Genomic DNA, 19,596 nt, shown 5'->3' on the forward strand with positions numbered 1-19,596 from the left:
ATTGCGGACAAGATGACACGGCCTGATGTTGGAGGGGGGAATTTGGTGCTGGTCGCTGCTGCGCTTTTCTAGGATTGCAGGTTTGCTTCGCGCCAGTCGGAGGGCGTTTGACCTTCCCATTTCTGGAATGCCCGGAAAAACGATCCTTGGTCTTCGTAACCTAGGAGATAGGCGATTTCGGATAATTCTAGAGACGGTTGGGCTAAATACTCTTTTGCGACTTGATGGCGGGTTTCCGAAAGGATTGTCTGAAAGCTATGACCTTCTTGACGAAGATGACGTTGCAACGACCTTTCGCTAACGGCCATATCTTCTGCGATGCTCGCAAGATTAGGTCTGCCGCTCGATAGTCGGCGATGAAGATACCACCGCACTTGCTCTGTGTAAGAACCGTTGGTCTTCGACTGTTCCGACAACTGCCCGTCAAGGACGGTGTCAAGCATATCAAGTAGTTCACGGTTATACTGCGTGAACGGCAAATCCAGATCACTTAGCGAGAAAACGAGGCGACCGCTCTGAGCATTCCAGCGAATGGGACAATCAAACCATTTCTCAATTTTCTGACTGTGCTTGCGCGGTAACTCAATTCTCTTAGGTGTTACATGCGTCTCTGTGCATGTCCGCGCTGTATTGACGAAGAACAAAAACGAAGAATCTATTACGCCATCGGGAATTGGTGTCTTGGCGCAGGGGAATGATATCGAAATAGAAAACTCATTGATGCCCGTGTTGAGTTCAAACACCTCTGGTGCTGATAGCGCCTTATACCGAGCCATTCTGTTTATTGCATCGCCCAGGTTTTTTGCATGAAAAAGCATTACAAAGTTAGGAGGAAGCGCTCCTGCGACCATTGCTGAACCCAAATCAAAGGCAGCGTCGGGTCCGCCAAGAGTTTCAACCGCCCGCCATAAGGCGAACATCTGATCTGTGGTCATCGTTGCATCATGTGAAGCGATACCAAATGGCAATTTAGCTTCACGCAAAATTTCAGAGCGCTTCAACCCTATTGCTTCGGCAGCATTCCAGAACTCGCCTCCGCATTTCACACGATCTTGCATCATCGGACTTCTCTACATTTCTTGTTTTCGCGTTTCGCATTATACGCACAGATATCCACAAATCACGCCAATTGCATAGCGAAATCCGCCAAAGAGCACCGACGCCGAGTAGCGGCCATTGCGTGATCGCCACCCAATCGGCTTATCGGTTAAAAAACTCTGCGACCGCATCCGTTGATGCTTTGACGGCTTCGGGTTTGTAGTAGAAATCGACATGACTGAACTCGTCAAATGCCAACTCCTCATGCTCATTGGTCAGCTTCTCGACAAAGTGTGTTGAGCAAGAAGCTGTGAAGGCTGAACTGCTATAAATGGTCAAAGACGGTTGCACGATCTTGTCTGCATAGGCTTCCCCGATGGAAATCAAAGACTGCATGCCCTGATCACCAATGTGCATGTTAGTATAATTCGGAACCGCAACTGGTCCTTTCACCCCATCGCGACCGTAATAGTCATAGGACTCTCCGACCATTGGGTTGCCACCCACCTCGATATACTCGTCCCGGCTCATTTCGTCATTGAGAAGGAAGGGTGCTACATAGTCTGGCTGGCCGGTTTCATACATCTTTTGCATTGAGGCATTCGAGGCCTCAATCTGCTGATTGGCCATATCACGGTCGGCCCACTGCATATCATCTGCGGCCATCATGCCCGACACCATCGCAATTTTCTTGATCCTGTGGTCGGTCACTGATGCAGATGCTATGATTGAGCCACCCTGGCAAACGCCAAGACCGTAAATCTCATCTACAAACGGGAGCGTGCCCAAGTATGAAACTGCATCCCAGGTGTTTTCGATTAAGCGGAACATGTAGCGAGACTGTTTGAACTCGCCCGGCAGCGCTGGTGAATCACCCATGCCAAGGTAATCAAAGCCTAGGTATATGAATCCTCGCGCAGCCATTTCGGGTCCGTAGGTTGCCGGAATTTGATCTTTGACTTGGGGGAAAGGGCTCGCACCTACGATCGCTTTGTATTTTTTGCTCTCATCGAAACCTTCAGGAAGGTAGAGATCGCCAGCCAAATTCACGCCAAAGGATTTGAAGGTAACTGAGTTTTTGCCAGAGGTGAGCGTCATAATTGTTCTCCAATTTGATTTTTGTAACTTCGTTGGATTGTTAAGTAGCACCACAAATTCTGCCGTTCCCGCCAAATTGATCGCAAAAGACGCCAATCGGATTGGGGAGTTGTGCTGGGTCAAATCGAGGTACGAGCAAATATCAGCTTCTCGAACCGGAGCGCACAAACCGGACAGTCTCCTTACACCCCCAAAGTCGGACACTCGACGGGATGAAAGCTAATGTCCGCTTTCGGGATAAAGCAGACATGAGAGCCGTTGCCGGAAGTTGAGGTCGTCATTGCGGCAAGGATTGGCTCGTTTCGTACAATCCCCAACAACCAGGCGATATCCGATATCCAGATACTCTTCCTGCAACAAATGACCATATTGTGCTTCCCAGGCACCGGAGGCCAGATCATCCTCCAGCCGTTTCATGGGCTCCGTCACGTCATCCAGTTTCGCAAAGGTCGATATGGCGGACCGAACAGCTTTATCGAGATAGGCTTGCGGTCGCCGCCAATAGGCGCCCAGAAAACCATCTGTGCAGTCGTGGGGGATCGCGACAGCCTCTACCTTCGTCTCGCCCAGAGTCTTTTCAAAGGCGCCAAGCTTCGGCATGATCGGCTGATCGAGAGCAATGATCTCCGGTATATAGTCCGCTAGCCAGAAATAGTCGGATTCTGGATCGAAGGTCAGTATCACCACCCGGTCTTTGGCAACGCGGCGCATCTCGCGCAACCCGGCGTCAAAATCCGTCCAGTGGTGGACGGTCAGGACAGCCATTGCTGCGTCAAACTGTCGGTCCGCAAAAGGGAGATTTTCAGCAACGCCCTGATACGCCTTTGCCGCCTCTGGTGGGCGTTGGCGGATCATTTCGGCGGAAGGCTCCAGCGCGGTGATTTGCCTGTCGGTTGGTTCATAGGACCCGGTTCCGGCTCCGACATTCAAAACCGATTGCGCACTGCCCAACGCATCATGGATGGTCTTGGCAATCCGCGGGTCCGGCTGACGACGCCGGGCATAGCCTTTGCCGATTTGATCATAGAGCGCTGTCATTGGAGCAGTTTAGGCAGGGATTTCATATAAGTTAACATGCTAGCCCTGAAATTCCCTTTTATGTTGTTTGCCATTGTCGCAAATCGTGTCCCAAGCGGCTTTCGAGTCCACCCATATATGATGGGAAACTTCCAGGTTTTTTGCATCTTCCGACAGCAAACCCACGGGAACAAACATATTCATTTCGTCATTGCTTCCGGGCAATGCTGATCCGCAATTCCGGCAGAACCAGCTTTCCCAGTCGGCATCCGGTTTTTTCCAGCTTGCGACCTTTTCCTGTCCGGACGACCATCTGAACCGGTCTTTCGGAACAATGGAAACCGCAACGCCGTTATTTCCCGACCATCTGCGGCAAATTGAGCAGTGGCAGACATAAATGTCTTTGAGGTCTATAGCGATCTCAAAAGATACCGCACCGCAATTGCAATGTCCTTTCAACATGGCTGATATTCTCCTCTGAAGAACCTGATATATGTCGGTCAAATCGGACCTACACAATTGGTATCATGTTTTCAAAGCCCGCCTTGGCAATGTTTCGGATAGTGTTTCCAAACTGCGATTTTGAACAAATCTGGTCGAAGAGTCTATTTCGTACAATGCAGATGATGTGCGTTGCGCTAAAGACATGCTTGGAACGGCAAATGCGACCCACTGTTCCAACGCCCCGCTCGGCTCCTCAAGTCGGCGGGGCTTTTCTTTTACGTGTGCTATGGTGCCATTGTGGCAATGGCAATCATCATCCGTAAGAGCGTTTTGCCTTGCCGCGCAAAATGATTTTTCCGAAAACCCAGCCGCCAAATGCCCCGGCGACAACTTGCGAGATAAAGCCGAGCGTGGAGCGGGCGCCGCTAATGGGTACAGTCTGGAACATGATATACATGAGTCCAAGCGCCGTTCCTATCGCTGCGGCTCCGGCTATTGGATAGGCGATGTTTGACAGTTTCGGCAAAAAGCGTTTCAGAATCGCGGCGATCAGGAACGCGATCAGAAAAGCAGCGAGAATGATCACCAGATATAGTCCCATGTTCGAGATATCGAACATCGTCATGTTGAAACGGTCACCAAAGCTGATCGGGACATCATGGGCATTCATGACAAACTGCGAGTTCAGGATGGATGCCAGCAGATAGGCCGCGATGCCGCCGCCGAGCAGTCCGAGCAAAAACCTGATTGTTGCCGCCATTTCCAGTCCTCCTGTTTCGGGTAAAGTCTAGCCGCTTTTGTAACCCGATCAAGTCCAATGAAGACAGTGGACAAACGCGATATGATATTTGATAGATTGCGAATATCTCTTGGGGGACTTTTCTATGCGCAATGCTCTTTACCTTCTGGCCATGGGTCTGGTGGTCGCATCCTGTTCCAATCAGGGGGCTTCGACATCGGGTGAGAAAACCAGCCAGCTTGCAGGGCGGGTGGATGCCGCGCCGGTCAATTACCGGTTCGAAACCGTTGCCGATGGTCTGGATCATCCATGGTCGCTGGCATTCCTGCCGGACGGCGACATGCTGGTGACCGAGCGGACCGGAAAGCTCCTGCACATTGGCAAAGACGGAAAGAAGCAGACAGCCTATGACTTTAATCTTGGTGAGAAATTCCCCAAGGTCCATTTCGGCGATGGCATGCAGGCCGGTCTGTTTGACGTTGTTTTGCATCCGCAATTTGAAACCAACCGGTTTGTCTATATTTCCTACGCGGCAAAACAGGGTGATGATGAAAACACCTTGCTATTGATGCGGTTTGAACTTGCAGATGATGGTGCTGTGCCAAAGCTTGCCAATGGCAAACAGCTTTTCGCCGCTGCGCCTGCCCGGATACAGGGCAATCATTATGGTGCTCGCATCGCTTTTCAACCCGATGGCACGCTGCTGATGCCGATCGGGGACGCCTTTCATTTCCGTGAAGAGGCGCAAAATCTGGATAATCATTTCGGCAAAATCGTCCGCCTTAATGACGATGGGTCGGTGCCGGAAGATAATCCCTTTGTCGGCAAGCCGGGCGCAAGGGCCGAAATATGGTCCTATGGTCACCGCAATCCGCAAGGCATTATTGTCGGCAGCGATGGCCGTGTCCTTGAGAATGAGCATGGCCCGGCTGGCGGTGATGAAATTAACGAGATTAAACGCGGCGCCAATTACGGCTGGCCCACGGTCACCTATGCGCTTGACTATTCCGGCGGCCGGGTATCGCCGTTTGAAGCGCTGGAGGGGACAGAGCAGCCGCTGGTACATTTCACGCCCTCCATCGCGCCTTCCGGTTTTGCGCAATATGCAGGCGAGGCTTTTCCCGATTGGCAGGGCGACCTGTTCCTCTCTGCATTGGCGCTCAAACATGTTCGTCATGTCGAGATGAATGCGGATGGAACTCTCGGGAAGCAGCAGGAGCTGTTCGGAGAGCTAAATGCACGCTTCCGCGATGTTCGCACCGGGCCGGACGGTCATCTTTATTTGCTCACCGAAGATCAAAGCGGTCTCAACAGCAAAATTTTGCGGGTCGTGCCGAAATAGATCACCATTGTTGTCTGGTCGCTCAAGGAGGAGACAATGGTGAGCCAGACTATGGTAAGCGGTATAGTCTGGCATACACCTGATCCGAATGGCGACTCCGAGAATCAGAACCTTAATAGTCCGTCATATTTGATTTAGTTTCGTATCATACACTGAGCGGCAAGGAGAGCGGTTGAGTTATGATTTTTTTTTGAGTAATTTTAGATACTTGGGACATTACAAGCAGCGAGGTTACAAGGATGCGAAATTTTCGATCAAGAGCCATATTCACCGCTTCAATGGCCTATTGCCTTTCTGGCCCTGCATTGGCGCAAAGCCGTGATCTGCCAGACTGGCAATCGCTGACGTCAGAGGAAGCAATTGCTGGCTGTGATAAATATGCGGCCCATCCTTCCGATCCCATGAAGCCAGACAATGTTCCGGGTGTCGCTTCGGATGCCGATGTCGCCCATGATACCGCCCATGTTTATTGTAGCCGTGCCTTCGCGCTCAATCCGAAAAATCCACGCTTGGCCTTCCAAAACGGCAGGGTAAATCATGCCCGCAACCCTTATTTGACAGGCCAACCGCTCCAAATGTTCAAAATTGCCCGACGAGGTGGTTCCGAGATTGCGGGAACATACATAGCAAAGCTGTTCCCGACGGAAGGGCGCAAACAGATCGCTCAGGCCAATCAGCGCCGCCCGGCTACTCAGCGATCAGGCCTCTCCAGCTGGTTCAATGGATTGGCAATGGAGATCGGTCGACTTGAAGCATCCTATAACCGGATGGCTGGCGGAATCAGCTGTTGCGCTGATACGAAGCAACAGGTGGTGAAGAAATTTCCATCCATTAGGACCAGCATCGAAAAAGCAAATCGCCGTACTGGAAGAGGCAAGCTATTCTGCAGTAGCATGGATCTACTTGAGTTGGAGGTTGGATATCTCAAGTCATGGCTCGGCATACTCTCTCTGGAAAGCAAGGAACCAAAAAATCGAGGTTCAATCAAGGCAGCAGGTGCAGCGTCACTTAAGGCATTAATTGGAGAGGCTGACCAGAATATGGCATCAATCAAGGCCAGAGCTGCGCAGGCCGGATGCGGCGCTAAGCGTTAGCCCCAAGAGATACGCCTTCCGGTAATCTGAAGCAGGAACCCAGAATTCTCTATTTACCTGATGTCAGACTTGCGATGTGGTTTAAGCTAATGTCCGCCTTCGGGACATTGCGGTTATGACGCCGATGTCCACAATAGGCGCGTCAGCGGAAGTTCTTTATACTATCGATCCTCGTCATACCTTTGGCCAATGGCTTATTGCGCTGATGTAGTGCAAAATGAGGAGAGGAGGTCTCCGTGGAAATTGACGAGGTCATTGCATTTCTGGGTCAGCATGCACCGTTTGATGCACTTTCGGCAGATGTAATCAGCGCACTCGCGCGGAGGATCGAGGTCCGCTATTTCCCGCGAGAGGCAATGATTATAGATGCGGGCAAGGAAAATCACGCGCTCGGCATTGTCCGGTCAGGGGCAGTGGAATTGCGGTTGGGCGGCACGGAGCTGAACCACCGGCTGGGGGAGGGCGGCGTCTTCGGCTATCCCTCGTTGCTCCACCACGAACGCACGCGCAATCAGGTGATCGCGCATGAAGACAGCCTGATCTACCAGCTTCCCAAGCCGGATTTTCTGGCATTGCTTGATAGCCATGAAACGCTGAGGGGTTTTTTCGCCAAAGATGAGGCCGAACGCTTGCGCCTGGCCGTTGAAGGCTTGCGGCGATCTGAAACAGGGCATGGCGAAGCCGCGATGATCGCCGTCAAGCTGGGCAGCCTTATGCGCCGGAATGAGGTGGTTACGGCTGGTCCGGACGATAGCATCAGCGATGCGGCGAAGCTGATGGCCCGCGCCGATGTGTCCACCCTGCCGCTGACCGAAAAGGGCAGGTTGGTGGGGATCATCACCGACAAGGATTTGCGCCGCCGGGTGCTGGGACAGGATGTGCCGCTCGACAAGCCTGTGTCTCGGGTGATGACGCCGGATCCGATCACGATGTCGCTTGATGACGATTTGTTGTCCGCGATGCTGGTCATGTCACAGCATAACATCCATCACCTTCCGATCGTAAACGAGAGCGACGAGATTGTCGGCGTTGTCAGCTCCAGCGATTTGCTCAACCGGTTCGGCATGAACGCGCTGCAGGTGGTGGCTGAGATCAAGGCTGCCGGTGATGCCGCGGCGGTGGCGAGAGCGGCACGGCGTGTGGAAGGGGTATTGGCGCATCTGATTGAATCAGGCGTCGATGCCGATCATGTCGCGCGTTTCGTTTCCAATATCGGTGAGGCAACCCATCGCCAATTGCTGAAACTGGGCGAGGAGCAGTTAGGACCACCGCCGGTTCCCTATGCGCTGGTGGTATTCGGTTCGCTGGCGAGACAGGAACAGGCCGGCGGGTCGGATCAGGATAACGGATTTATCCTGGATGACAGTTATGATGCGCAGACCCATGGCGCTTATTTTGAGAGGCTTGCGACCTTCCTGTGTGATGGTCTGAACAGTGCTGGCTATATCTATTGCCCCGGCGATATCATGGCGACCAATGACAAGTGGAGACAGCCCTTAGCGGTCTGGAAAGAGCGTTACCGTGGCTGGATTGACAATCCTGATCCGGAAAATGTGCTTAACACCACCATCTTCTTCGACATGCGACCTGTGGCGGGTGAGGAAATACTAGTGGATAGCTTGCGCGAGCACATTTTTGCGTGGAGCAGCGCCAACAGGATATTCCTGTCGTTCATTGCAAGGGCAGCAGCGCATACCAAGGTTCCACTTGGTTTTTTCCGCAATTTCCTGCTGCAGCATGACGAAAAAGAGGGCGATGTGCTGGATTTGAAGCATCAGGCGATTGCGCCGGTGGTTGACATTGCCCGGGTCTATGCGCTGGCACTAGGATTGAGCGAAGTGAATAGCGAAGAGCGCCTTAAGAAGACAGCCGAGCTTGGTGAAATCAGCGACGAAGCGGTTTCGGATATTGTCGACTCTTTCGAGTTTATCCGCAGCGTCCGGTTTCGCCATCAGTCCGGACAGATAAAACGGGGCGAGGCGCCCACCAACAATCTTTCTCCCGCACTGTTGTCCCGATTTGAGCGAGAGCATCTCAAGGACGCGTTTCGCGTGATCCGCGATCATTTGGATATTGTCAGCCGCAAATATGCTGGCAACATCCAGTGAAACTCGGCTGGCAAAACTGGTTTCAGGAGAAACGCTTTGCGGCGCATTGGGACCGCGCCAAGGAAGCGGCGCAGTCGACCCCGATGGCGGACTATTACAGCGCCCCTGTACAGGCCGATCAGTTGCTGAACGACGCGCCGTTGATCGCGCTCGATTTTGAAAGCGACGGGCTGGAGGAAGATGCCCAGCTACTCGAAGCGGGATGGGTTGCCGTTGAGGGCGGCGCTGTGAAATTGAACAGTGCCCGGCGGCTGCGTATCCGTGCGGAAAGCAGGCTTCAGGGATCAGCCGTGATCATTCATCGGATTACGGACGATGCAGCGGCCGAAGGGCAGTCGGAGCAGGATGTGTTGCTGGCGCTGCTGGCTGATCTTAAAGGAGCAGCGATCCTTGCCCATGCGGCATTTATCGAGCATTCTTTTCTGAATGCCGCCTGCCTGCGCTGTTTCGGCGTGCCTTTTGTCGGTCGCTTCATCTGCACCATGCAGCTGGAGGAGCGGTGGTTTCCGAGAGAACGGACGGCAGATGGCCTGAGATTGGGTAAATTGCGAGCGCAATATGGCCTGCCTTATTACCGGGCGCATGATGGCCTGACAGACGCGTTGGCCTGCGCCGAGCTGTTTCTGGCCCAGTGCGCGCGGCGACGGACGGAAAATCTGTTGTTAGAAGATGTACTTATGCGCGGCTGAAAGGCATATCCGGGTTTATTGGACCCCCATATTAGACCAAAGTCTCTCTATCAAAACTCTCCATCTCCTCTAGCCTTATTGATAATGGCCAGAAACCGGTCATGATATGAAATATGCAAGGGGAGGATATAATGACTGACAATGATCCATCGGTCCTGGAACCGAATGACGGCACTAATGTCGGCGGGCCGGAAACAGAGACTGAAACAAACTCCAATGAAAAGGCCTATTGGTCAGAAAATATCCGGCTGCTCTGGACATTGATGGCGATCTGGTTCGTTGTGTCTTTTGGCGCGGGCATCCTGTTCCGTGATTTCCTCGATCAGTTTTCGCTGGGCGGTTATCCGCTCGGTTTCTGGTTTGCCCAACAGGGCTCCATCTACGTCTTCGTTCTGCTGATCTTCTACTACACGTGGAAGATGAAAAGGATCGAACGCAAATATGATCTTGATGACTGAGGGAGGCTGACATGGATACGCAAACACTCATCTATATTTTCGTCGGTCTTTCCTTCTCGCTCTATATCGGCATCGCGATATGGTCGCGGGCCGGATCGACGAAGGAATTTTACGTGGCTGGCGGCGGGGTCAATCCGGTCGTCAACGGCATGGCAACCGCAGCCGACTGGATGTCGGCGGCAAGTTTCATCTCGATGGCGGGTATCATTGCCTTTTCCGGCTATGACGGCTCGGTCTATCTGATGGGCTGGACCGGCGGCTATGTGTTGCTGGCGCTTCTGCTCGCACCCTATTTGCGCAAATTTGGGCAGTTTACGGTGCCGGACTTTATCGGCACGCGCTACTATTCCAAAGCCGCACGCGTGGTGGCGGTGATCTGTCTGATTTTCATCAGCTTCACCTATATTGCCGGGCAGATGCGCGGGGTCGGCATCGTCTTTTCCCGCTTCCTTGATGTGCCGATCACCATGGGCGTGATCATCGGTATGGCAATTGTTTTCTTCTACGCCGTGCTGGGCGGGATGAAGGGCATTACCTATACGCAGGTCGCGCAATATTGCGTGCTGATCTTCGCTTATATGGTGCCAGCTTTCTTCATCAGCTTCCTGGTTACCGGCAATCCAATCCCGCAGCTGGGGCTGGGGTCCACCGTCAATGACGGGTCGGGCTTATATGTCTTGCAGAAACTGGATCTGGTGCTGCAGGACATGGGCTTTGGCGCCTATACGGACGGGTCGAAATCGATGATCGACGTGTTCTGTATTACGGCGGCGCTGATGGTCGGCACGGCAGGATTACCGCATGTGATCGTGCGCTTCTTCACCGTGCCCAAGGCTTCGGATGCCCGCAAGTCGGCAGGCTGGGCGCTGATCTTCATCGCCTTGCTCTACACCACGGCTCCTGCAGTTGGCGCTTTTGCCCGGATCAACTTTATCGAAACGGTTGACCAGACAGAATATGCCAAGGCGCCCGCCTGGTTCAAAAACTGGGAAAGCAACGACCTGATTGCCTGGACCGATAAAAATAGCGACGGCAAGATGGAATATCGCTCTGGCAATGCCTTTGCCGGAAGCCCCGAGTTCACCGGTGAAACCGGTGCAAGTGGTGAGCGGTTGATTGCCAATACGATCAATCCAGACAGCGAAAATGAAGTCTATGTTGATCGCGACATCATGGTGCTCGCCAATCCGGAAATTGCCAATCTGCCCGGCTGGGTGATTGCTCTGGTGGCGGCTGGTGGTCTGGCGGCTGCGCTGTCCACGGCGGCGGGTCTGCTGCTGGTGATCTCGTCATCAATCAGCCATGACTTGCTGAAGAGTACCTTCCGTCCGCAAATCACGGAAAAAGGTGAGTTACTGGCAGCAAGGATAGCGGCGACAGCGGCGATTGTCGTGGCGGGCTATCTCGGCATCTATCCTCCGGGATGGGTGGCGCAGGTGGTTGCCTTTGCCTTCGGTCTGGCAGCCGCGTCCTTGTTCCCTGCTATCTTCATGGGCATCTTCTCCAAGTCGATGAACAAGGAAGGGGCTATAGCCGGCATGGTGACGGGACTGGTGTTCACCTTCAGCTACATCGCTTACTTCAAGCTGGTCGCGCCCGATGCCAATATCGCGGCCAACTGGCTGTTCGGCATCTCGCCGGAAGGTATTGGTGTGGTCGGGATGATCCTCAACTTCATCATTGCGATAGCCGTGTCGAAAATGACGGATTCACCGCCTGTTGAAGTGCGCAAGCTGATCGACTCGATCCGCGTTCCGCGCGGAGCCGGAGATGCGGCAGCGCATTGATACTCTCTGGTGATATTCTCCCCTCCCGAGAGGAAAAGGGCGGCGCTTGGCGTCGCCCTTTTTATTTGCTTTAAGCGGCGCAGGAGAGAATTATGATCTTGTGGATCGCGCTGGCCGTTTCGGTGCTCTATTCCGTCGGCCTTTTCTGGCTGGCGTTAAAGGGCGATGGCGGACGTCTCTCTCTTGGGCCGCGCGCAAAATCCTGGATCTATGGATTGTCGCTGGCGGTCTATTGCACCAGCTGGACATTTTACGGCGCGGTCGGAACGGCCTTGTCCAGTGGATGGCATTTTTTTCCCATCTATCTCGGTCCGATACTGTTATTCACGCTGGGCTACGGCATTGTCGCCCGGACATTGCAGCTCGGCAAATCGCATCACAGCACATCGATCGCCGACTTTCTCTCCACGCGTTACGGGAAAAGCGGGGCCGTGGCTGCGCTGGTTACGATCATCGCAACCGTGGGTCTTTTGCCCTATGTGGCGTTGCAGCTGAAATCTGTCGGCCAGACCCTGTTTGCGTTGTCACCCGATATTGGCGCAGCGGTAAATCCGGACGATGTTGTGCTCGGTGTCGCAGCCATAATGGCGCTATTCTCCATATTATTCGGCGCGCGCCAGATTGATCTGACGCAGCATAATCGCGGGATGGTTTTGACCATCGCTGTCGAAGCGATCGTGAAGATGCTGGCGCTGTTAGCAGTCGCGCTGTTTGCATTGTTTCTGTTCGCCGGGAAAGATACCGTTCAAACCGGCGCATCGAGCGGTTTTAATCAGATTTTCCACGCCGATCAATTCGACAACCGTTTTGTTGTCCTGACCCTGATCTCCGCCTGCGCTGCGCTGTGCTTGCCGCGACAGTTTCACATGACCATTGTCGAAGCACAGAAGGACAGGCCGGATCGTTTGATGCGCTGCGTATTTCCGGCCTATCTTGTCCTGATCGCTCTGGTGGTTTTCCCGATCACCGTAGCCGGCACATCGCTCCTGTCCGGCGGTCAGACAAGCCCGGATATGCTGATGCTGGCGCTGCCGCTCAGCACCGGTGCTGACTGGCTCGCCATATTTGTGTTTATCGGTGGTTTTTCGGCCGCGACCGGCATGGTGATTGTGACAACTGTCGCGCTATCAGGCATGATTACCAATGACCTGATTGTCCCGCTTTTCTATCGCCGCAAGACCAATCATGCGGCGCTTGGCCAGTCATTATTGTGGATCCGCCGGCTGACCATCATCGGGCTGCTGTTTTTTGCCTATCTCTATTACCGCACGATCAGCAGCGCCTCGACTCTCGCCGGACTGGGCACTGTTTCCTTTGCTGCGGTTTCGCAATTTGCCCCCGGATTGATTGGCGGATTGTTCTGGAAACAGGGTAACCGGACCGGGATGATAGCCGGGCTGATACTGGGTTTTGCCGCGTGGCTGGCTTTGCTGATTGTTCCGACCTATCTGGATGCCAGTCCAATCATTCAGATTGCCGAGGACAGGCTGGTGTCGGCGGTCATTATCAGTCTGGCCCTCAACATTGCCGCTTACATCCTGTTCTCGCTCAACAGCCAGACGAATATCATCGACAAAGCGCAGTCGGCCGCTTTCGTAACGATGGAATATCGGTCCGCAGATGGCAGCCGACCGCCGGAGAAAATGCGCGTTGCGGATTACCGCTTGCTACTCCGTCAGTTTGTCGGCGATGAGCGCAGCCGTACGGCCATGCAGCATCTGGGGCATCAGATGGACCGGACTTACTCTGATTTGGACCCAGCCGATAACAGCCTGATTGAAATGGTCGAGCGGCAGCTTTCCGGCGTACTCGGTGCCTCGTCGGCCCGGGCGATTATCGGTTCGACTATGGAGGGCGATCCGATACCGCTGGAACAGGTGGTGGCGATGTTTGACGAAACCTCTCAGCGCCTGCAATTTAGCGGAGAACTGCTACAAACAGCGATTGAGAATATTGATCAGGGTGTCGCAGTCGTGGACAATGACATGCAGCTGGTTGCCTGGAACAGCCGCTATGTCGACATGTTTTCGCTGCCAAATGATCTGGTTACTATTGGTCGGCCTATATCTGACCTGATCGGGTATAATTTACGCCGCAATGGCGTGGAGCCTGATCAGGTTTCTCTGGCGGTAGCCAAAAGGCTCGACCATATGCGCGCAGGCCGAAAACATGCCCAAGAGCGCGAGCAGGCGGATGGCCGGATATTGCGGATATCGGGCAATCCCACACCGACCGGCGGCTATGTCACGAGCTACACCGATATCACTGCCGACAGACGGTCAGAACAGGCGCTGGAGGCCAAGGTTGAGGAACGCACCAAACAGCTGACCGATGCCAATAGCGCGCTGGAAAAGGCAACCCGGTCCAAAACCCGTTTTCTGGCAGCCGCCAGCCATGATCTTGTGCAGCCGCTGAACGCAGCCAGACTGTTTACCTCCGCGCTCGACGAGGAAATCGGCACGCAGCAGCCCAGGGCCAAAAAACTGGCGCATGATATTGATCGGTCGATCGAGATGGCGGACCGTTTGCTTCGCGCTTTGCTCGACATCTCCCGGCTGGATGGTGGCGGCCTGCAACCGAAAATATCCAGATTTTCTCTGGGCCCGTTATTTGATGACCTGCGTTCGGAATTTAACCGTGCGGCAAAAGAAAAGGGTCTGACGCTGCATGTGGATGACACCGATCTTTGGGTTGAAACGGATCGCAATCTACTGCTCAGCATCCTCCAGAATCTTGTCTCCAACGCCGTGCGCTATACTGCAAATGGCTCTGTATCCCTTGAGGCAAAAGCAGAGCCCGATGCTGTCAGTATTCGTGTGACAGATACGGGAGTGGGGATCGAGGAAGCACAGCACGAAAAGATTTTCGAAGAGTTTCAGCAAGTAGGATCGCATATCAAGCGGGAAGGGGCGGGCCTGGGGCTGTCCATCTCTCAACGTATTGCCGTTTTGCTTGATACCGCCATCGCGGTTGAATCCACACCGGGCCAAGGCAGCAGATTTTCTCTGCGCGTCCGTCAGATTGAGCCGCAATCCGGTGTCAGCAAGCCGGTTAAAAGTGGAAAGTCGAATACTTCGGAACTTGCTGGCAGGACCGTGCTCTATATCGATAATGATCAGGATGCGCTGGATGCGCTATCTGCATTACTGGAGCGCTGGGGTTGTGACATCAAAACGGCTCTGGGACCGGACGAAGCCCTTCAGGCTTTCGACCAGCCGCCTGACTTGGTGATTTTCGACTATCAGCTGGATGGCGGCTGGACCGGCGACCGATTGTTCGAAAAGCTGATCGACAAATGGCAACAGCGTCCGCCGGGCATTTTGGTAACGGCGGAAGATACTGATCGCACCAGTCAGGCAGCAGACACGTTGAATGTGGAACGCCTGATCAAGCCCGCTCCGCCAGCGGCGCTCCGCGCGCTGGTCAGCCAGTTGTTAAGAAAAGCCTAGGTCAGACCGATTTTACTTCGGGCAGCTCCACATCGAGCTGTTTAGCGACGAGCACGGCCTGTGTCCGGTTGACCACGTCCAGCTTTCTGAAAATCGCCGTGATATGGGCCTTCACCGTCGCCTCGCTAATGTCCATCTGATAGGCAATTTGCTTGTTCAGCATCCCTTCACTGACCAGATTCAAAATTCGCCTTTGTGCCGGGGTCAGGCTGGCCAACTTCTCGAACAATATGGCGTCGTCGTCATTGTCGATAACGTCCGCATCAAACCAGACATCGCCATCCCTGATTTGGGCGAGGGCTTCGCGCATGACATCCAGATCAACAGATTTGGGGATGAAACCCGATGCCCCCAGGCTTTGGCAGGCACGGACAACACGGCTTTCTTCGCTGGCCGACACCACGACGACAGGAAGCGCAGGAAAATCGTGGCGGAAATCCAGCAGGGCGGTCAGTCCGTCGCTATCTTCCATATGCAGATCGAGCAGAAGCAGGTCGGCGGGTTCTGCATTCACCGCATCGCGGGCCGCGGCCACGGTTTCCGCTTCCACCAGTTCAGCTTGCGGCCACAATTTCAGCACCGCCTGACAGAGCGCGCCCCTGAAGAGGGGGTGATCATCAGCGATAATGATGCGGGCCATAGCCTATCTGTTCATCCTGCCTTCGATAAGTGTGTCGACGACCGAAGGATCGGCAAGTGTCGAGGTGTCGCCAAGTGTGCCGAAGTCGTTTTCTGCTATCTTGCGCAAGATGCGGCGCATGATTTTGCCAGAGCGTGTCTTGGGAAGACCCGGAGTGAAGTGGAGATGATCGGGGGTCGCAATGGGGCCGATCTCGGTACGCACATGGTTCCTGAGTTCGGCGGTGAAGGCATCATCCGCTTCCTCACCGGCATTCAGCGTAACATAGCAGTAAATGCCCTGACCCTTGATATCGTGGGGATAGCCGACCACGGCTGCCTCGGCGACCTTGGGGTGAGAAACCAGCGCGCTTTCGACTTCGGCTGTGCCCATACGGTGGCCGGAGACATTGATCACATCATCGACCCGGCCGGTAATCCAGTAATATTCGTCTGCGTCGCGGCGGCAGCCGTCACCTGTGAAATATTTACCCTTATAGGTTGCGAAATAGGTTTGAATGAAGCGTTCGTGATCACCATAGACGCTGCGCGCCTGACCCGGCCAGCTGGCGGTAATGCACAAGTTTCCATCTGTGGCGCCATCCAGTACAGCGCCTTCATTGTCGACCAGCTGTGGCTTGATGCCGAAGAAGGGCTTGCCGGCACTACCGGGCTTCATCCCATGGGCACCGGGCAGGGTGGTGATCATCACACCGCCGGTTTCGGTTTGCCACCAGGTATCGATAATCGGTGATTTGGCTTCACCCACCACATCATAATACCAGCGCCACGCTTCCGGATTAATCGGCTCTCCAACTGTGCCCAGCAGGCGAATGGAAGAACGGTCATGGGCTTCAACCGGTCCATCGCCTTCGCGCATCAGCGCGCGGATGGCTGTCGGTGCGGTGTAGAAGATATTGACCTTGTGCTTGGCGACCACTTCCCAGAAACGGCCGTGGTCGGGATAGTTGGGCACGCCTTCAAACATGACCTCGGTCGCGCCATTGATCAGCGGTCCGTAAACGATATAGCTATGTCCCGTGACCCAGCCGATATCCGCAGAACACCAGAAGACCTCGCCCGGTTTATAGTCAAAGACATAGTGGAAGGTAGTGGCCACCCATACGGCATAGCCGCCGGTAGTATGGAGCACGCCTTTGGGTTTTCCGGTCGAGCCGGACGTATAAAGAATGAACAGAGGATCTTCCGCATTCATCGGTTCGCACGGGCAGTCTGATGGTATATCAGCAACCAATTCATGATACCAGTGGTCGCGGCCCTCGGCCATCGCGATATCGCTGCCGGTATGATTTATGACCAGCACCGCATCTACATCCGCACCGTCCTTCTCCAGCGCAGCATCAACATTGCTTTTCAGAGGCACCGGCTTGCCGCCGCGTAGCCCGGCATCAGCGCAAACGACAAACTTGCTCTGACAATCTTCAATTCGCCCGGCCAGCGCATCGGGAGAGAAGCCGCCAAATACCACCGAATGGATTGCACCAATGCGCGCGCAGGCCAGTATGGCTACCGCGCCTTCGACGATCATCGGCATGTAGATGGTTACCCGGTCGCCTTTTTTCACGCCTAGTTTTTTGAGCGCGCCTGCCATGCGAATGACTTCAGCCAGCAGTTCGGCATAGCTCAGCGTCCGGCCAGCCCCGGCAGGATCATCCGGTTCAAAGATCAAGGCTGTTACATCTCCCCGGCCGGCTGCTACATGCCGGTCCACCGCATTGTGGCAGATGTTGAGAACCCCGTCTTCAAACCACTTGATATCGACAGGATCATAAGACCAGTTTGCTATCTTCGCGGGGGACTGCATCCAGTCCAGACGTTCGGACTGCTTGGACCAAAAAGTGTCTGGATCAGAGAGACTCTGGGCGTACAGGTGATCATATTCTGCGGCTGTACAATGGGTCTCGGCATCCTGCCGCGGAGAAGCAATGATTTCAGGCTCATCCTTTGTTGCTTCCAAACTGTCTGACATCATCGTCCTCCCGCTTATATGGTTTTCCACGCGATTATATTCGAAATAGCTATCCGTATTGAATGCGACATTGGTCGTATAGACCATTGGCTAATTTTCTTCTCCCTGATCGCCTGACATCCTCAATCAAAATAACAGAGAGGATGGATCATGGCGCAAGCTGGAAAGAATGTCATCAGGGGGATGTTATTATCTGCGACGATATTGAGCGCTTCTCCTGCATGGGCGCAAAATAGCGATGTGGATGCCAGGCTGGACCGACTGGAGGCTTTGGTTACGGGGCTGATTGAACGAATGGACGCAAAGGAACAGGCCGGCTCTGCCAGCGATGTCGCTGCGGCCGAGCAGGCAAGGCAAGCCATTGACGAGACGAGAGCGCTGGCCGAACGGACGACGGCGGTGGAAAGCAAGATTGCTGAGCAGGCCGCGGTTACGCAGAAAGTCGCCGAGCAATCCGACGATGCCAATGGCTTTAACGTTGGCAAAACAAGGGTAACTTATGGTGGCTATGTGAAGCTGGATGTGATTACGGAGCGGACCAGCGGCGGCCAAGTGCCATCGGGCAGCATCGCAAGAGATTTTCTGATTCCCGGAGCAATCCCGGTTGGCGGCGAAGCTTCTGGCTTTGACACCGATTTCAGCGCACGTCAGACCCGTTTTTTCCTGATAACGGAGACCGACGTCGGGGATGATCACAAGATCGGTTCCCATATCGAGCTGGATTTCATGGTCACGGCTGGCGGAAACGAACGCGTATCCAACAGCTTCGCTCCGCGTGTTCGACAGGCCTATATAACCTTTGATAACTGGCTCTTCGGCCAAACCTGGTCGACTTTTCAGGATGTCAGCGCCTTGCCGGAAGCGATGGACTTTATTGGCCCCACGCCGGGCACCGTTTTCGACCGGCAGCCTATGATACGCTATACAAATGGCGGTCTCCAGATCGCTCTCGAACAGCCCGAAACCACGATTACAACACCGACTGGCGCCCGGATTGTCGCGGGTGATGACAGCCTGCCGGATATCGTGGTGCGCTATAATCACAAAGGCGAGTTTGGCCATCTGACGGCTGCTGCGATCGGCCGTGTGCTGCGTGTTAACGAGGATGATTTTGGTCTGATCAATGACAGCAGCTTTGGATATGGCATCAGCCTGTCCGGTAAGTTAAACGTCGGCGAGCGTGATGATTTCAAATTCATGGCAACAGCCGGAGAGGGGTTGGGCCGCTATATCGGGCTTAACATAGTCAATGACGCGGCCGTGCGCGCAGACGGTTCGCTAACGCCTATCGCAACCCATTCCGGTTTTGCTGCCTATCGCCATTTCTGGAACGACAAGTGGCGCTCCACTCTCTCCGGTTCCTACTTCAAAGCAGACAACCCGGTCTTGCTGACGACAGGTCTTGTCACCGATGAAAGCTGGAACGTTTTTGGCAATCTGGTCTACTCTCCCGTAGCACCGCTCGATATCGGCATCGAATATATGTACGCCAAACGGCGGATCGAAGATGGCGCTTCGGGCAATTTGCAGAAAGTTCAGATGTCGGCAAAATACAAGTTCTGAGATTTACTGCTTCGCTACAAATCAAGTTAGCGTGGCTCAGCCAAAAAATGCACATATGGCTTCTGTGGACTCTTTTGAGGTCGCACCGGCAGAGTAGGCAATTCAACTAAGAGGCCAGCTGTTTACACGAATATGGATTGAATCAGACTTGCATTTTACTGG

Annotated in this window: 15 protein-coding genes; 8 read left to right on the forward strand and 7 right to left on the reverse strand. The window is 54.1% G+C overall.

Features of this window, described 5'->3' with window-relative positions; genetic code table 11:
* Window positions 1-68: 68 nt before the first annotated feature.
* From AC6I9Z_RS06955 to AC6I9Z_RS06975, 5 genes are all read right to left on the reverse strand, one after another.
* Window positions 69-1,061, reverse strand: a complete 993-nt coding sequence (locus tag AC6I9Z_RS06955) for an AraC family transcriptional regulator (protein ID WP_461454636.1) — start codon at window positions 1,059-1,061, stop codon at window positions 69-71.
* 139 nt (window positions 1,062-1,200) lie between these two features.
* On the reverse strand, window positions 1,201-2,136 hold the full coding sequence (locus AC6I9Z_RS06960; RefSeq protein ID WP_461454638.1) for an alpha/beta hydrolase: 936 nt from the start codon (window positions 2,134-2,136) through the stop codon (window positions 1,201-1,203).
* 219 nt (window positions 2,137-2,355) lie between these two features.
* A complete protein-coding gene (locus AC6I9Z_RS06965) occupies window positions 2,356-3,174 on the reverse strand; it encodes a class I SAM-dependent methyltransferase (protein ID WP_461454640.1) in 819 nt (272 codons plus the stop codon).
* A gap of 39 nt (window positions 3,175-3,213) precedes the next feature.
* The gene (locus AC6I9Z_RS06970; protein ID WP_461454642.1) at window positions 3,214-3,615 is read right to left on the reverse strand and encodes a GFA family protein; all 402 of its coding nucleotides are present in this window, start codon (window positions 3,613-3,615) and stop codon (window positions 3,214-3,216) included.
* 295 nt (window positions 3,616-3,910) lie between these two features.
* Complete coding sequence (locus AC6I9Z_RS06975; protein WP_461454644.1) at window positions 3,911-4,357, reverse strand: hypothetical protein; 447 nt, start codon at window positions 4,355-4,357, stop codon at window positions 3,911-3,913.
* Between the two features lie 124 nt (window positions 4,358-4,481).
* Between AC6I9Z_RS06975 and AC6I9Z_RS06980 the strand changes: the two genes are divergently transcribed.
* The 7 genes from AC6I9Z_RS06980 (at window position 4,482) to AC6I9Z_RS07010 (ending at window position 15,263) form a co-directional block, all read left to right on the forward strand.
* A complete protein-coding gene (locus AC6I9Z_RS06980; RefSeq protein ID WP_461454646.1) occupies window positions 4,482-5,678 on the forward strand; it encodes a PQQ-dependent sugar dehydrogenase in 1,197 nt (398 codons plus the stop codon).
* A gap of 239 nt (window positions 5,679-5,917) precedes the next feature.
* Window positions 5,918-6,772, forward strand: coding sequence for a hypothetical protein (locus AC6I9Z_RS06985; protein WP_461454648.1), 855 nt, complete (start codon window positions 5,918-5,920; stop codon window positions 6,770-6,772).
* A gap of 236 nt (window positions 6,773-7,008) precedes the next feature.
* Window positions 7,009-8,880 (forward strand): DUF294 nucleotidyltransferase-like domain-containing protein, encoded by a 1,872-nt coding sequence (locus AC6I9Z_RS06990; protein ID WP_461454650.1) that lies wholly within the window; start codon window positions 7,009-7,011, stop codon window positions 8,878-8,880.
* Entirely contained in the window at window positions 8,877-9,569 is a 693-nt protein-coding gene (locus tag AC6I9Z_RS06995) for an exonuclease domain-containing protein (RefSeq protein WP_461454652.1), read from the forward strand. The genes AC6I9Z_RS06990 and AC6I9Z_RS06995 overlap by 4 nt, the downstream gene beginning before the upstream one ends.
* A gap of 131 nt (window positions 9,570-9,700) precedes the next feature.
* Window positions 9,701-10,027, forward strand: a complete 327-nt coding sequence (locus tag AC6I9Z_RS07000; protein WP_461454654.1) for a DUF4212 domain-containing protein — start codon at window positions 9,701-9,703, stop codon at window positions 10,025-10,027.
* A gap of 11 nt (window positions 10,028-10,038) precedes the next feature.
* On the forward strand, window positions 10,039-11,814 hold the full coding sequence (locus tag AC6I9Z_RS07005) for a sodium:solute symporter family protein (protein ID WP_461454656.1): 1,776 nt from the start codon (window positions 10,039-10,041) through the stop codon (window positions 11,812-11,814).
* 92 nt (window positions 11,815-11,906) lie between these two features.
* A complete protein-coding gene (locus AC6I9Z_RS07010; protein WP_461454658.1) occupies window positions 11,907-15,263 on the forward strand; it encodes a hybrid sensor histidine kinase/response regulator in 3,357 nt (1,118 codons plus the stop codon).
* A 1-nt stretch (window position 15,264) separates the two neighbouring features.
* On the opposite strand, the gene AC6I9Z_RS07015 is transcribed toward AC6I9Z_RS07010, so the two are convergent.
* Together AC6I9Z_RS07015 and acs are read right to left on the reverse strand one after the other, a co-directional pair.
* Complete coding sequence (locus tag AC6I9Z_RS07015; protein WP_461454660.1) at window positions 15,265-15,903, reverse strand: response regulator transcription factor; 639 nt, start codon at window positions 15,901-15,903, stop codon at window positions 15,265-15,267.
* Between the two features lie 3 nt (window positions 15,904-15,906).
* Entirely contained in the window at window positions 15,907-17,871 is a 1,965-nt protein-coding gene (acs, locus tag AC6I9Z_RS07020) for an acetate--CoA ligase (protein WP_461456871.1), read from the reverse strand.
* 150 nt (window positions 17,872-18,021) lie between these two features.
* Here acs and AC6I9Z_RS07025 point away from each other — a divergent pair, with 150 nt between their 5' ends.
* Window positions 18,022-19,434: a DcaP family trimeric outer membrane transporter gene (locus tag AC6I9Z_RS07025; protein WP_461454662.1), complete on the forward strand. Its 1,413-nt coding sequence runs from the start codon at window positions 18,022-18,024 to the stop codon at window positions 19,432-19,434.
* The last annotated feature ends 162 nt before the right edge of the window (window positions 19,435-19,596 follow it).

It is taken from the genome of Parasphingorhabdus sp. (assembly GCF_059726685.1).